The organism is Aliiglaciecola aliphaticivorans, assembly GCF_054782055.1.
In genome coordinates this window covers 19,186-33,866 of record NZ_BAAGTF010000021.1, presented here as the reverse complement: position 1 = coordinate 33,866, position 14,681 = coordinate 19,186, and the positions used below count along the sequence as shown (strand labels likewise).

General features: G+C 41.1%; 13 protein-coding genes. 6 read left to right on the top strand and 7 right to left on the bottom strand.

The annotated features are described in order from the left end of the window. Positions 1–54 precede the first annotated feature (54 nt). The 3 genes from groL to ACYVIL_RS12490 form a co-directional block, all read right to left on the bottom strand. Positions 55–1,704 carry a chaperonin GroEL gene (gene groL, locus ACYVIL_RS12500; RefSeq protein ID WP_303476164.1) on the bottom strand — a complete coding sequence of 550 codons (1,650 nt, stop codon included), beginning with the start codon at positions 1,702–1,704 and terminating at the stop codon, positions 55–57. 39 nt (positions 1,705–1,743) lie between these two features. Then, positions 1,744–2,034, bottom strand: a complete 291-nt coding sequence (locus ACYVIL_RS12495; protein WP_143834662.1) for a co-chaperone GroES — start codon at positions 2,032–2,034, stop codon at positions 1,744–1,746. 212 nt (positions 2,035–2,246) lie between these two features. After that, positions 2,247–2,522 carry a peptidylprolyl isomerase gene (locus tag ACYVIL_RS12490; RefSeq protein WP_303476158.1) on the bottom strand — a complete coding sequence of 92 codons (276 nt, stop codon included), beginning with the start codon at positions 2,520–2,522 and terminating at the stop codon, positions 2,247–2,249. Between the two features lie 82 nt (positions 2,523–2,604). On the opposite strand from ACYVIL_RS12490, the gene ACYVIL_RS12485 reads away from it, so the two are divergent. Continuing rightward, positions 2,605–3,174: a DUF502 domain-containing protein gene (locus ACYVIL_RS12485; RefSeq protein WP_303476156.1), complete on the top strand. Its 570-nt coding sequence runs from the start codon at positions 2,605–2,607 to the stop codon at positions 3,172–3,174. A gap of 31 nt (positions 3,175–3,205) precedes the next feature. Here ACYVIL_RS12485 and ACYVIL_RS12480 read toward each other — a convergent pair whose 3' ends face one another. After that, positions 3,206–3,739, bottom strand: coding sequence for an FxsA family protein (locus ACYVIL_RS12480; RefSeq protein ID WP_303476153.1), 534 nt, complete (start codon positions 3,737–3,739; stop codon positions 3,206–3,208). A gap of 174 nt (positions 3,740–3,913) precedes the next feature. On the opposite strand from ACYVIL_RS12480, the gene cutA reads away from it, so the two are divergent. Together cutA and ACYVIL_RS12470 are read left to right on the top strand one after the other, a co-directional pair. Then, positions 3,914–4,234, top strand: a complete 321-nt coding sequence (gene cutA / locus ACYVIL_RS12475) for a divalent-cation tolerance protein CutA (RefSeq protein WP_303476150.1) — start codon at positions 3,914–3,916, stop codon at positions 4,232–4,234. Then, positions 4,231–6,054, top strand: a complete 1,824-nt coding sequence (locus ACYVIL_RS12470) for a protein-disulfide reductase DsbD (RefSeq protein ID WP_460312638.1) — start codon at positions 4,231–4,233, stop codon at positions 6,052–6,054. The genes cutA and ACYVIL_RS12470 overlap by 4 nt, the downstream gene beginning before the upstream one ends. A gap of 163 nt (positions 6,055–6,217) precedes the next feature. Here the strand turns inward: ACYVIL_RS12470 and ACYVIL_RS12465 are convergent, their stop codons facing one another. The 3 genes from ACYVIL_RS12465 to ACYVIL_RS12455 form a co-directional block, all read right to left on the bottom strand. Next, the gene (locus ACYVIL_RS12465; protein ID WP_460312637.1) at positions 6,218–10,717 is read right to left on the bottom strand and encodes an EAL domain-containing protein; all 4,500 of its coding nucleotides are present in this window, start codon (positions 10,715–10,717) and stop codon (positions 6,218–6,220) included. Between the two features lie 225 nt (positions 10,718–10,942). Next, positions 10,943–11,572 (bottom strand): uracil phosphoribosyltransferase, encoded by a 630-nt coding sequence (upp, locus tag ACYVIL_RS12460; RefSeq protein WP_303476146.1) that lies wholly within the window; start codon positions 11,570–11,572, stop codon positions 10,943–10,945. 10 nt (positions 11,573–11,582) lie between these two features. Continuing rightward, positions 11,583–12,167, bottom strand: coding sequence for an acyl carrier protein phosphodiesterase (locus ACYVIL_RS12455; RefSeq protein ID WP_303476144.1), 585 nt, complete (start codon positions 12,165–12,167; stop codon positions 11,583–11,585). A 210-nt stretch (positions 12,168–12,377) separates the two neighbouring features. On the opposite strand from ACYVIL_RS12455, the gene aroQ reads away from it, so the two are divergent. From aroQ to accC, 3 genes are read left to right on the top strand one after another with little or no spacing between them, the layout of a single operon-like run. Further along, a complete protein-coding gene (gene aroQ / locus ACYVIL_RS12450) occupies positions 12,378–12,812 on the top strand; it encodes a type II 3-dehydroquinate dehydratase (RefSeq protein WP_303476142.1) in 435 nt (144 codons plus the stop codon). A gap of 27 nt (positions 12,813–12,839) precedes the next feature. Continuing rightward, positions 12,840–13,283 (top strand): acetyl-CoA carboxylase biotin carboxyl carrier protein, encoded by a 444-nt coding sequence (accB, locus tag ACYVIL_RS12445; protein WP_460312636.1) that lies wholly within the window; start codon positions 12,840–12,842, stop codon positions 13,281–13,283. A gap of 14 nt (positions 13,284–13,297) precedes the next feature. Further along, positions 13,298–14,638: an acetyl-CoA carboxylase biotin carboxylase subunit gene (gene accC / locus ACYVIL_RS12440; RefSeq protein WP_303476137.1), complete on the top strand. Its 1,341-nt coding sequence runs from the start codon at positions 13,298–13,300 to the stop codon at positions 14,636–14,638. Positions 14,639–14,681: the final 43 nt, after the last annotated feature.

Here is a 14,681-nt window from a genome sequence, read left to right as displayed (position 1 = left end):
TTTTTATTTGTAGATAGCATAGAGCTAAGCTTTGAGCAGAAGCGAGTCTTTCGACTACATCATGCCGCCCATTCCGCCCATACCGCCGCCCATGCCGCCCATATCTGGCATAGCAGGAGCTTCGTCAGCTGGCGCGTCTGCGATCATCGCTTCGGTAGTGATCATCAAGCTTGCAATTGATGCTGCAAATTGTAGAGCTGAACGAGTGACTTTAGTAGGATCTAGGATACCCATTTCAAGCATGTCGCCGTAAGTATCGTTACCAGCATTGTAACCGTAGTTTCCAGTACCGTTTTTAACTGCGTTAGTGACTACAGATGCTTCTGCGCCAGCATTAGATGCGATTTGACGTAGAGGAGCTTCCATCGCACGTAGTGCTAGTTTGATACCGTGAGTTTGGTCTTCGTTGTCGCCTGTCAGGTCAGCAAATTTAGCTGCTGCACGAACTAGGGCAACACCACCACCGGCTACAACGCCTTCTTCTACCGCTGCGCGAGTAGCATGAAGTGCATCTTCAACACGTGCTTTTTTCTCTTTCATTTCAACTTCAGTTGCTGCACCCACTTTAATAACGGCTACACCACCAGCTAGTTTAGCCAGGCGTTCTTGAAGTTTTTCTTTATCGTAATCTGAAGTAGATTCTTCGATTTGACCACGGATTTGAGTACAACGACCTTTAATCGCTTCTTCATCACCAGCACCATCAACAACTACTGTGTTGTCTTTATTGATAACAACACGTTTTGCAGTACCTAGATCTTCTAGTTGAACTTTTTCAAGCTCAAGACCAATCTCTTCAGAGATAACAGTACCACCAGTTAGTGTAGCGATGTCTTGTAGCATTGCTTTACGACGGTCACCAAAGCCAGGCGCTTTAACAGCAGCAACTTTAACAATACCGCGCATGTTGTTTACAACCAAAGTTGCCAGGGCTTCGCCTTCAACATCTTCAGCAATAATTAATAGCGGCTTAGAGGCTTTTGCAACACTTTCAAGTGTAGGTAACAATTCGCGGATGTTAGCCACTTTTTTATCAACCAAAAGAATGTAAGGGCTGTCTAGCTCAACAGTACCGTTTTCTTGGTTGTTCATGAAATAAGGAGAAAGGTAACCACGGTCGAACTGCATACCTTCAACAACTTCAAGTTCATTTTGAAGTGCTTGACCTTCTTCTACAGTGATAACACCCTCTTTACCTACTTTGTCCATTGCTTCAGCGATAAGGTCGCCAACTTCTGAATCAGAGTTTGCAGAGATAGTACCAACCTGAGCAATTGCTTTGCTGTCAGCACATTTTGTAGAAATCGCTTTAAGTTCTTCAACAGCAGACAAAACAGCTTTGTCGATACCGCGTTTAAGATCCATTGGGTTCATGCCCGCAGCAACTGATTTCAAGCCTTCAGTAACGATAGCTTGTGCTAGTACGGTTGCAGTTGTTGTTCCGTCACCCGCTTCGTCATTTGCTTTAGACGCAACTTCTTTAACCATCTGTGCGCCCATGTTTTCAAACTTGTCTTCAAGTTCGATTTCTTTAGCAACAGATACACCATCTTTAGTGATAGTAGGTGAGCCGAAAGACTTGTCTAGAACAACGTTACGACCTTTAGGTCCTAAAGTAACTTTTACCGCGTTAGCAAGAATGTTAACGCCTGCAAGCATTTTGTTGCGAGCGTCATCAGAAAAACGTACTTCTTTAGCTGCCATGTTTAATTTCCTCTTAATTCTGTCTAATTGATTATGCTGTTATTCAACAACCGCTAGGATGTCGCCTTCGCTCATAATAAGCACTTCTTCGCCATCTAGTTTTTCGGTTTTAACACCATATCCATCATTAAAAATCACGACGTCGCCAATTTTAACGTCAAGTGCTTTTACTTCACCATTATCTAAAACACGACCATTACCCACTGCAACGATTTCGCCACGAGTTGATTTTTCGGCCGCAGAGCCAGTTAGCACGATGCCACCAGCAGATTTACTTTCTTGCTCTTGGCGTTTAACGATAACGCGATCGTGTAAAGGACGGATTGCCATTTTCAAATCTCCTGAAAATTCCAATTTTAAAGTTAAAGTTCCCGAACATCGGGGTTTGAGTTGCGGCTTTCACCTCAACTCGAATGAGTGTCTGCGAGCAAAGATGGGGATAGCCTTACTGACTTCAAGGGTTTATGTTAAAAAAAATCTATTTTTAAGAGGATTTTTGTGTTTTTTTGCTATTTTTATGGAAAGCGAAGGGATTCAGGCGATTACATGCGGTAAAGAGTTTTAATTAAATGGAAGCCAAATTGGGTCTTCACTGGGCCGTGAATGGTTAACGTCGCTTTCTTAAAAACAACGTTATCGAACGCCTTTACCATTTGTCCCGGTTTCACTTCTCCCAAATCCCCGCCTTTTTTAGCGGATGGACATAGGGAATGTTTTTTGGCGAGCTGTTGAAAATTGGCCCCTTTGGCAAGCTGGCGTTTTAATTCTTCGGCTTGTTGTTTGTCTTTGACCAATATATGGCATACACCTGCTTTCATTTTTTCATCCTTATATTCTCGCCAGTTGGGTGAAGCTCTGTCATTATAACCTGGATTTCGTTACTACATGAGTTGTTAATTAATGAAAAAGCTATTGTCTTTATCCTTTCAGGGGTTAGCCGCTATTTTACCCTTATCATTGACCCTATATTTTATTTATTGGTTTATGTCAGGTGCCGAAGCGCTATTGTTTCCCTATGTACCGCAAGAATACTATTTTCCCGGAATGGGCCTATTAACCGCTTGTATATTGATTTTACTGGCAGGTTTATTGGTCAATGTATTTTTTGTTAGCTGGATAGTGGCCACAGCAAACCGCCAAGTGGAAAAAATTCCACTCATTAAATCCGTCTACGGCGCCATACGAGATACTTTAACCGTATTCAAAATTAGCGATAAAGAAAATACAAAAGCAGTAGTCTCTGTAGAGATTAAGCCCGACATGCATTTAATTGGCTTTATTACGGCCGATCAGGTTGCAACTGAATTGTTTAAAGATGACGATAAAATTGGCGTGTATATCCCACTGAGTTATCAAATAGGGGGATATACACTCTATGTAAAAAGGGAGCAGATCAGCAAACTAGATATTGGAGTGGAAGAAGCCATGCGCATTGCTTTAACCGGCGGAGTAAAAGCCAAACAAAACTAAACTAGTCTTTACTCAAATAATGTCAGTACACTTAGTCACGTTTTGGTGGTGAATCGATTTTTGGTCGGTTCTCAACCTCATCTTTATCGACATACTCTCCTTCTATAATATCGCCATCTTGCTGATTACCACGATTTGAATAGGTGGTTTGTGTGTAACTGGTGTGAGAATAACTTTGCTGCCCTTGACCAGGCTGCCCTGCAACAACGTTAACGGAAATTTGCTTAAGTAAACTTTTGGCAATGAACGGACGCGTAATAGGTAGCGCCAATAAAAAACCTAATGCGTCGGTAATAAACCCGGGCGTTACCAATAAAATTCCTGCTACTACGAGTAATAAACCTTCAGCCATCTCTTGTCCTGGCATATTGCCAGACTGCATTTTTGACTGGGCTTGCATTAGGGTAGCGATTCCTTGCTGTCGCACAAAATAAGCACCGATAAAGGCAGTCACAACAACAATAGCGACTGTATTCCACCCACCAATTTGCTCGCCAACATTAATTAATAAAGCAATTTCGGCTATGGGTAAGATAGCGAACAAAATAAACAATTTACCAAACACGATAGACTCCTTGATTAAACATGTGATCTGGGGCCGTTTTGCAAATTAGCAAGAAACTTTTCCACTCGAGCAAGTATAAAATTCTATACAGTGCGAATAGATCAAATCTCTATCTTTTGAAATATATCTCTTATCATTAGGGTCAATTATGGCCAGAGTACAAAAGGTATATTAATGAGTTCACAATTTTGTATAGTATTAACAACTTGTCCGACAAAGAAACAAGCAGAAAAAATAGCAAGTGAGTTGGTAAACCTAAAGCTCGCTGCTTGTGTGCAGGTATCTCAGCCGATATCATCGTTCTACCATTGGGAAGAGGAAGTCGTTACTGACTCTGAAATGCACTTAATTATAAAAACCATGTCGAACAAAGTAGAGGATGCCTTTAAGTTAACGTTAAGTTTGCATCCCTATGATATTCCTCAATGGATAATTCTTGATAATGCGTCCGCCAGCGATGCATATTTAAATTGGATAAAAAGTAGCCTTAAATGAATTTTAGACGTCTTATATCGTTCACTGTATTTGTATTATTCTGTTCCACAAGTTGGGCGCAAAGCAATCTAGCGTTTGATGATCTGTTTGCAGATGAACCGCAATTTTTACCCGTTGAGCAAGCTTTTCAATTCGATTTCGATCAGAAAAGTGATCAACTGTATTTGCGTTTCACCATCGCAGAAGGGTACTACTTATACAAAAACCAATTTAAGACAGTCACAAAAAATGGCGAAATAAGCCAACCAATTTACCCTGAGGCCATTATCAAAGAAGATGAATTTTTCGATGAGCCCCAACCGGTGTTTTATGATCAAGTCGAGATTAACTACAAGGTACTGAACTCAGAAAAAGACGCAGTAGTGAAACTGCAATACCAAGGTTGTGCAGACGCAGGATTGTGTTACCCACCAACGGTTCAGGTGGTGTATTTAGATGAGGTACGAAACGCCACAACAGCCAATCAAGGGGCTCAAACTAAGCAACCTAACAACTCTAACCAAGGAGCGAATTCAACTCCAGTCTCGCAACAATTCGAGCTTGCCAACTTACTCAAAGGTGAGCAGTTACTTATCCTTAAGTTAGCTGCGTTTTTGCTGTTAGGTATAGGTTTAGCTTTTACGCCTTGCGTGTTTCCCATGTACCCCATTCTATCGAGTATTGTCATTGGTCAAGGTAAATCAATCCGCACTTCTAGGGCGTTTAGTTTGTCCTTTATGTTTGTTCAGGGCATGGCCATTACCTACTCAATATTAGGGTTAGTAATCGCATCTGCGGGTGCGCAATTTACTGCCTATTTGCAGAACCCTTATATTTTAGGGGGATTAATTGTCATTTTTGTCTGTCTAGCCTTAGTTATGTTTGGCGCTTACGAGCTGCAATTACCGTCTAAATGGCAAGAAAAATTAAACGGATTGAGTAATAAGCAAAAAAGTGGCAGTTTTATTGGTGCATTTATTATGGGCATCATTTCAGGTTTGGTGGCTTCACCTTGTACCACAGCACCACTAACGGGGATTTTATTGTACATTGCCGAACAAGGTGATCAACTTCTGGGCTTCTTTGCATTATATGCGTTAAGTATCGGCATGGGCATTCCACTGATCTTATTTGGCGTAACCGGAGGTAAATTGCTGCCCAAAGCAGGGAATTGGATGAACGTGGTAAAAGTCGCGTTCGGCTTTATGATGTTAGTGGTTGCGCTAACCTTCTTGGAGCGCTTAGTCAGTAACATTTGGATAGAATATGTTTGGTCTGCACTTGGTCTAACCGCTTTTACCTATTTTTATGTCATGAATATCAATAGTCCCACTTCCTTGTGGAAAGGAATACGCAGTTTAATTATATTTATTGGGCTAATAGGCTCAGCATTATATGGTTATCATCAGTACACCCAGTCACCGTCTGGGCTTCATTCTACTGCAAGTTCATCGGTCAACATCAGTGCCAGTGGTCATCCCAAGTTTATAGTGGTGAAGAACCTACAGGATTTTGAGGAAAAACTTAGTGCTGCCAATGCCCAGGGAAAAACCGTGATGGTGGATCTCTACGCCGACTGGTGTGTAGCCTGTAAAGAATTTGAAAAATACACCTTTCCAGATCCCCAAGTGGTGGATGCACTTGCAGATACAGTGTGGATGCAAATAGATCTTACCGACAACACGGATACGAATATTGAATTTCAAAACGCCTTTGATGTTTTGGGATTGCCCACCATTTTATTTTTTGACCAGCAGGGTAATGAATTGTCTTCTGCCAGAGTAACCGGGTTTATGAAAGCAAGCCCTTTTGCAAACCATGTGAATCAAGTATTTGATTAGCCGTTATACAGGCTGCTAAGCAAGCTTCGGTAGGAGTAGTGTAAGCTTCATTATAAGCCACTGGCTGGGCACAAATCATGAGCAGTCAAAGGTAGTCAAAGAACTTGTTTTCGACTAGCGGTTAGGGAAGCTGATAAATACCTAGCTCCCAGAGCAATTTCGCTTATAGCAACCAACTTTTAGCAATTAACGCGGCGGTTTGATCTTCTGGTACAGGCTTAGAATAAAAGTAACCTTGCAGATGATTACAACCATGTTGATTAAAGAAATCAATTTGTACTTGTTGTTCAATCCCTTCTGCAACGCAATACATCCCGAGGCTATCGGCCATCCGCAGAGTGGTTAATACTAACGCTTCGTTGCTCTTATTTTTGCCAATATCATCGACAAAACTTTTATCCACTTTAAGAACTTGGATGGGAAATTCTTTTAGATATTTTAGAGACGAATAACCTGTACCAAAATCATCTAGGGCAATAATAAAACCACGTTGACGCATTGAATCCATATAATGTAAGGCACGCTCATAGTCTCTCATTAGCGCACTTTCAGTAATTTCAAATCTTAAGCTAGACACAGGTAAACCGTATTGTTCTAATAGCAGTTCTATGTGGTCAATTGAGATTTGTCGCTCAAAGTGGCGTGCTGAGAGATTAACCGATAAATACACTTCCCGCCCTTTGCTCTGCCATTCACTTAGCACCGGCATGGCTCGCTCCAAAGCATCCCAAGTCATGTTTTCAATTAGCCCTAACTCTTCAGCAACAGGGATAAATTGATCAGGAGGTACCATGCCATTGGCATCTGGCCAACGCATCAATAATTCAAAGCCCCCCACTAACCCTGTTTTCGTATTGACTATGGGTTGGTAGTAATTGATAAAAGCTTTGCTTTGATGAGCTTTTTTAAGACGATTCTCCATTAACAAACGGTCTTTGGCTTTTTCATTCATATGTTGAGTGAAATATTGAAAGTTACTACGCCCTTGCTCTTTAGCGTGATACATAGCTAAATCCGCATTTCTTAATAACTCTTCCGGCGTATCGGCATCACCGGGATAAATAGCAATACCCACACTTGAAGATACGCTGACGGTTTGGTTGCCCAATTGTATAGGCGCTTCAAGGATATTAATTAGCTGCTCAGCCAAAATACTTAAACGATCTGGGTGCTTAACCTCTTCTACCATCACAACAAATTCATCGCCGCCTAAGCGCGCTACCGTATCGTCCTTTCTTAATAGATTGGTCAGTCGCTGAGCAACAACTTTAAGCAGTTCATCTCCGGCTTTATGCCCCAAGCTATCGTTTACCTGTTTAAAACGATCTAAATCGATAAAGAACACACCCATTTTAGATTTATGTCGAGCAGCATGATCAATACCATGCTTGATCCTATCTAATAGCAACGTACGATTAGGAAGATCGGTCAAACCATCGAAGTTAGCCAGTCGGCGTAGTTCACTTTCCGCTTCTTTTTGTTCGCTAATATCCGACATGATCATTAGATAATAATCGATTTCTCCTTGTGCTCGCATACTGGCAATAGACGTCATATTAATGAGCACATTTAACACTTTATCGTCTTTAATATTTAACTGCTCTTCACCTTTCCAATGCCCTGTGACCTTCAATTCAGATAGCTTTTTCCAGAATCGAGGGGGGTAGTCGGCATTCAATTTAAACAGACGCGTTAATTGGCGCATTAAATCGCCATCTTCATCTATGCCAAAAGCGTCACAAAAAGCGGTATTCACTGCCACGGGCACTAACTGAGTATTAAAAATCACTACCCAATCTCGGGTATGTTTAAAGGCTTCACCGAACAATCTAACCTTTTCTCGGTCGGCAACGGTTTCAGTCACATTGCTATAGGTACCAGCAACAACTCTTTCCATGCCAGTTTCATCGATAACCTCATTGCCAACATCACGATACCAAAGCCATTCACCTGTTCGAGAACGTAATCGGTAGGTTACGTCTAAACCATGACTGTTTTTGTTGATAAAGCCCTGCCAGTTAGACTTGAATACAGCTCTGTCTTCTTCATGAATAAGATCCATGTGTGCGTCAAAGCTCAATACATTATCATCAGACTTATAACCTAATTCTTCGGAAATTCTTGGAGCATAAAACTCCTTGGTATCCGAACGCCATTCCCAAACATTACTGTTACTGGCACTTAAGGCTAGGGTTAAGCGATTTTTACTCTGCAATGCTTGAGCATGAGCCGACATCACCTGTTTATTTTGTAAATCTCGTCTGTACCACCAAAACAGCACCATAGACACGAAAACAAAAATGTAGATGGTATATGCCGCTGGCGATAACCAAGGTGAATATTTTACAAAAATATGCACAGAAGCTGGAGGGCTTCTGACCCCAGTCATAGGGTCAAAAGAAATCGCGGAAAAAACATATTCACCAGGATCTAGTTTAGGAAAAGTGACTTGAGAATCCGTTGTTGCTGGATAGATATAGCTATCCGTTCCATCAAGTCTATATTGGTATTGGGTAGTATTTTGATGTTCAAAAGCAAGGGTAGAAAACTCTATGGTTAAACCAGCATCTTTATGATCGAGTAACACCACCCTTTTGTCCAAGTTTACTAAGGGCATATTAAGAGTACTGGAACTGAGTTTGATCGAGGTTATTTTGACTTCGGGCGGCACCGCGTCTTGTGTTTTAAAAGAGGCCGGATCAAAAATACTAAGGCCTTTTTGAGAGCCATAGACTAAACGTCCATCCTGTAAAACGATATGAGACAAACCATTGAATTCTTTTCCATCTAACCCCTCAGAAATTCCAAATTGTTGTAGATAAGGCCCTGCGGGATCGAATTTCAACAACCCCGCATGGGAGCTCATCCATATGGCACCATTTTCATCTTGGTTAATACCGTAAATCATATTACTTGGCAGTAAACTCTGCTTGTCGAAGCCATATTTCGGCGTATAAATTGTTGAATCTAAGCCAACCAAGCCCGCTCCAGGATAGGCAATCCACAGGGTTCCGTTATTATCTTCAACCACGCTCTCTGGGTATACTGGCTGCCCCATGTTAGCGCGTTCTAACTCATGTACACTTTGTAAACTATCGGTTTGCGTATTGTATGCCCACAATTTTTCCCTTTCAGCTATCCACAACAGAGCCTTGTAAGCCCGGCTAGCGCCTAAAAAGCCATATGACGCACTGGCATCAATTTGTTTATTCAGGGTCTCGACTTCGGACACCACGCCCGTAAGTGCATCATAGGTATAAAATTTTTCAAAATTACTAAACCAGTAGCGCCCATTATTATCTTTGGCAAAGCTACCTAACCTCGAACTTAAAAGTTGCGCCACCTTTGAATCAGAACTGTTCGCCAGCGCATAAGTTTTGGTCTTGGTATCAAAAGACCATAATCCCCCATCGGTATTTAACAATAAGGTGTTGTCACCAAAGGTTTCTATATCGCGTATTCTGGCGCGCTTAGTGCCGACAATATCTTCAGTAAACCAGTGACCGCGTAATTCATGTTCTTTAAGATGATAATAATTAAGACCGTTGCTTGTGCCTATCCACAAACCTTCATCATTAAATTGTGCAAAAGACTTTACACTATTACTACTTAACTGAATTTCATCATCTTTGTTTTGACCCACGTTTTCGAACTTCGTGCTTTGGGTCGACCAATACAGCGCACCATCAAATGGAGAGCCTAACCACAAGTTGCCTTTGCTATCCATTTCAACTGCGGTCACGCTATCTGATGATATGTAGAAGCGACTATCAGAGGGGTTTAGATAATCTTGCAGTTGCCCTGATGAAGGGTCAAAGCTAAACAACCCTCGTTCGGAACCAATATACAAACTTCCGTAGCTTGTCTCATAAACGTCTAAAATAGGAATAGTTAATGCGTGATCAATCAGGTTTAACCCATTGTTGGGGTTTAATGTAATGCAAAACAAACCTAACTTACTGCCAATCCAAACAACATTATCACTGGCTAAAAATAAGTTGTTAATTGGTTCGAGGTTGGCTTCATCGACTAAGGTTATTTGACGCTCTTTGCCGCTATCCAAGTTTACCTCGAATAATCCATCACTGCGCCCCAGTAATAATTTATCCGTCAAAAATAGCGCGGCATTGATTCTAAATTGAACGAGCTGCTGGTTTTTCGGTAATTGATACAATAACGAGGCTTTACCCAGATCAGGGCTAACAATATAAACACTTCGTTCAGTACTGACTATAATTTGGTTGTTCGCCAATTGGCTGATACTAGTGACACTATCCGACCAAGTACTATTGCCTTCAATAAAATCGTCAACTAGCTTGGTTTCGCCGGTTTTCGTCTCGATCTTAAAAAGACCGGAACGACCTGTACCTACCCAAATATTTTGGTTGTTATCCTCAAAAATAATTTCGATGGAAATGTCAGCCAGTTGCATTTCATTGCCGTCAAAATGTTCCACTCGATAACCATCAAATCGATTTAATCCAGCTTGAGTGGCTAGCCAAAGGAAGCCGCTGGAATCAATTAGTAAGTCATTAATTGTATCTTGCGACAACCCTTGTACGGTTGATAATTGTACAAATTTGGGTTCACTAATTAGTGGGTCTGCTGCAACATGCAATCCCCAGAGAATTGAAATACAAGCAATAAAAGCAGAACTAATCAACTGACATAAATTTCTTCCGCAACATGCAACGCTATTTTTAGAATTTTCAAGCAAAGTTGGTAACGCCCCAAGGTTGTACTAGTTTTAGCCAAACATGTTGAATAAATACACTAAAAAGCAAAACTTGATTATTACTCAATATAGCTTGCTAACCAACTATTTTATAACTTGACCTATACAACAGCGGAATTTGCGATTAATACCTGCTAACAAACGAAGCCAATATCAACGGGTGCCAAATATTTTATCTCCAGCATCTCCCAACCCTGGCAATATATAACCTCGGTGGTCTAACTTTTCATCAATTGCTGCCACATATATATCTACATCTGGATGTTTTTTAACAACCTCTGCAATGCCTTCTGGCGCGGCGACCAAAAATAAGCCTAGTATTTTTTTACATTGCTTCTGCTTCAATAGGTCTATGGTAGCGATTAAAGTGCCTCCAGTTGCCAACATGGGGTCAACAATTAACGCAGTACGCAAATCAACATCCTTAACCACTTTGTCAAAATACGCGACAGGCTCCAGTGTTTCTTCGTTGCGATATAATCCTACGACGCTTATTTTGGCATTGGGAATTAATTGCAAAACACCATCTAACATTCCTAATCCAGCCCGCAGAATTGGTACAACAGTGATCTTTTTGCCTTTAATTTTGGCCACTTCGATGGATTCGCCAGTCCAACCTGGAATACTTGCTTGCTCGGTTTGCAGATCCCGAGTCGCTTCATAGGTCAAAAGGTTGCCAACTTCACTCGCGAGTTCTCGAAAATCTTTACTACTAATACCCTTCGCTCGCATCAAGCCAATTTTGTGTAAAATTAATGGGTGTTTAATTTCGTGGACTGCCATAATTCATCCTTTAATCTAGTTCTACTGTTTGCACATAATGTATGAGTTCAGGATAGAACGCCAAAAAATCTTGTTCTATCTGAGCATGGTATAAATTCATGAATTGATACCCTTCCTGAGCGAATTCAATTCGCCTATTTAATCGTTTCTCAATTTGTTGATAAGCGCCTAAACAACTTTTTCGTTCATTATAATTTTGTAACCACTGATGCTTTAACAAACCCGCACGCACAGAAGCAAAATGTTGACTATGCTTAGACGGCTCTTCTTTCAATTGTTGGTAAAATGCAGACAAGACCACTTGCTGGGGTTGGACTGTAAAACTTGGCCAGTGCAGTGAAAGTAAGTGATCAAAGTAAATATCAATCATAACCCCTGACATACGGCGTAAATTAGCAGAAAACTGCTTTCGAAGTGATTTAACAACAGGGTGATTATCGGTATATGAATCAATTTTCCTGTGTAAGCGAATGCCGTGCTGTAAAGAAGTGGGTAGATGATCTAAATTGCTTCCTTTTACAAAATCTCCTAAAAAGTTACCCAACAGGCTCGTTTGTGAAACATGCGCTAGGTGGATATGGGCTAAATAATTCAAAAACCTTACCTTTTGAGCTATAACTTAGAAAAGATGCAGTAAACTTCGCTGATAAGACCAGTATTTTGCTGCTAATTGGGCACTATTCTCTATAATTACTCTAGACAACTTTTAATTGACCAATTTTCGTTCGATTCTTATTTGACTTTGAACAAATTTACGTTAAGAGTATCACTACAATGAAATTTAAAAGAAGATAGCGACAAATTCGTGAAATTTTTATTATTAAACGGTCCAAACCTCAATATGTTGGGAAAGCGTGAACCCGGCATATATGGGTCGAAGACGTTACAAGATATTGTAGATGAATTAACAATACTAGCAAATCAGGAAAGCATTGAGCTAGTGCATTTGCAATCAAATGCTGAACATGAATTGATAGACACAATTCACAATGCCATGGGGAATGTCGATTTTATTATTATAAATCCTGGAGCATTTACCCATACAAGCGTTGCGATTAGAGACGCGCTATTGAGTGTGAGTATACCCTTTATAGAAGTGCATTTATCAAATGTGCACGCGCGCGAAGAATTTAGAAAACACTCCTACTTATCAGATGTTGCCCAAGGGGTAATTTGTGGATTGGGAGATTACGGTTATAAAGCTGCATTAATTGCTGCCAAAGGCCATTGCCAAAATTAATTTAATGAGTAACTAAAGAGAGCTTAAATGGATATTCGTAAAATAAAGAAATTGATAGAACTAGTAGAAGAGTCAGGTATTTCTGAACTTGAAATTACCGAAGGTGAAGAGTCAGTACGTATTCATCGGGCGAGTGCTTCTTCACAAGCGCCTATACAGTATGCTCCAGCACCTGCTCCAGTAGCCGCTGCTCCAGCCGCAGCTCCTGCCACTCCTGCAGCAAGTCCTGAAATATCAGGTCATGTTGTGAAATCGCCTATGGTCGGTACCTTTTATCGCTCAGCTTCACCTACTTCACCTGCATTTGTTGAAGTGGGTCAAAAAGTGAATGTTGGTGACACATTATGTATTGTTGAAGCAATGAAAATGATGAACCAAATAGAAGCCGATAAAACAGGTGTTATAAAACAAATATTGGTAGAAAACCAAGAACCTGTTGAATTTGATCAACCCATGTTCGTAATCGAATAAGCGAGCGAATTGCCATGCTTGATAAAGTCTTAATTGCGAACCGGGGTGAAATAGCACTTCGTATTCTGCGTGCATGTAAGGAGATGGGGATCAAAACCGTCGCTGTACATTCCACTGCAGATAAGGATCTGAAACACGTTTTGCTTGCAGATGAATCTATCTGTATAGGTAAAGCTTCAGCCACAGAAAGCTATTTAAATATCCCCCGAATCATTGCCGCCGCTGAAGTATCTAATTCAGTTGCTATCCACCCAGGATACGGTTTTTTAGCTGAAAATGCAGAGTTTGCAGAAGCAGTTGAAAAAAGTGGTTTTATTTTCATTGGTCCAAAAGCAGAAACCATTACTTTGATGGGCGACAAGGTCTCGGCCATTAAGTCCATGAAAGAAGCAGGAGTGCCTTGTGTACCTGGTTCTGATGGTCCTCTTAATGACGATCCAGAACGCAACAAAAGTATCGCCAAACGCATTGGTTACCCAATTATCGTTAAAGCCGCTGGTGGCGGTGGTGGTAGAGGAATGCGCGTGGTGCGTGAAGAGTCAGAGCTAATTGAAGCTATTTCAATGACTCAGGCCGAAGCAGGAGCAGCCTTTGGTAATGCGACTGTGTACATGGAAAAATTCTTAGAAAATCCACGTCACGTTGAAATTCAAGTACTCTCCGACGGTCAAGGTAACGCGGTTCATTTAGGTGAACGTGATTGCTCAATGCAACGACGCCATCAAAAAGTCGTTGAAGAAGCACCAGCACCAGGAATTAATTCAGAAACCCGTGAACGAATCGGTGAGCGCTGCCGTAGAGCCTGTATTGAAATCGGCTATCGTGGTGCGGGAACCTTTGAATTCCTTTATGAAAACGGTGATTTTTATTTCATTGAAATGAATACCCGTATTCAGGTTGAGCACCCAGTAACAGAAATGATTACCGGCGTGGACTTGATCAAAGAGCAACTTCGTATTGCCGCTGGTCAACCTTTATCCATCGAACAAAAAGATGTGCAAATTCGCGGTCATGCTATTGAATGTCGAATTAATGCAGAAGATCCTGAGACCTTTATGCCTAGCCCTGGCAAAATTGATATGTTCCATTCACCAGGTGGTTTTGGTATTCGCTGGGAATCTCACATCTATGCAGGTTACAGTGTCCCACCTCATTACGACTCTATGATTGGCAAGTTGATTGCCTATGGAGAAAATCGTGATGTGGCTATAGCCAGAATGCGTCATGCCCTAGATGAACTTGTTGTGGATGGAATTAAAACTAACATCTCTTTACAACAAAGCATTATGGCAGATGAAAACTTCTTTAACGGTGGCACAAATATCCACTATCTAGAGAAAAAGCTGAAACTCTGATTGTAGTTTATGCTTCTCAGGGTCTACCTAGTGAAAATTAGGT

Bases quoted from the DNA above. Each gene is read 5' to 3' on its own strand.
- accC (WP_303476137.1), top strand. From the start codon at position 13,298: ATGCTTGATAAAGTCTTAATTGCGAACCGGGGTGAAATAGCACTTCGT.
- ACYVIL_RS12495 (WP_143834662.1), bottom strand. From the start codon at position 2,034: ATGGCAATCCGTCCTTTACACGATCGCGTTATCGTTAAACGCCAAGAG.
- ACYVIL_RS12485 (WP_303476156.1), top strand. From the start codon at position 2,605: ATGAAAAAGCTATTGTCTTTATCCTTTCAGGGGTTAGCCGCTATTTTA.
- upp (WP_303476146.1), bottom strand. From the start codon at position 11,572: ATGGCAGTCCACGAAATTAAACACCCATTAATTTTACACAAAATTGGC.
- groL (WP_303476164.1), bottom strand. From the start codon at position 1,704: ATGGCAGCTAAAGAAGTACGTTTTTCTGATGACGCTCGCAACAAAATG.
- cutA (WP_303476150.1), top strand. From the start codon at position 3,914: ATGAGTTCACAATTTTGTATAGTATTAACAACTTGTCCGACAAAGAAA.
- ACYVIL_RS12490 (WP_303476158.1), bottom strand. From the start codon at position 2,522: ATGAAAGCAGGTGTATGCCATATATTGGTCAAAGACAAACAACAAGCC.
- ACYVIL_RS12470 (WP_460312638.1), top strand. From the start codon at position 4,231: ATGAATTTTAGACGTCTTATATCGTTCACTGTATTTGTATTATTCTGT.
- accB (WP_460312636.1), top strand. From the start codon at position 12,840: ATGGATATTCGTAAAATAAAGAAATTGATAGAACTAGTAGAAGAGTCA.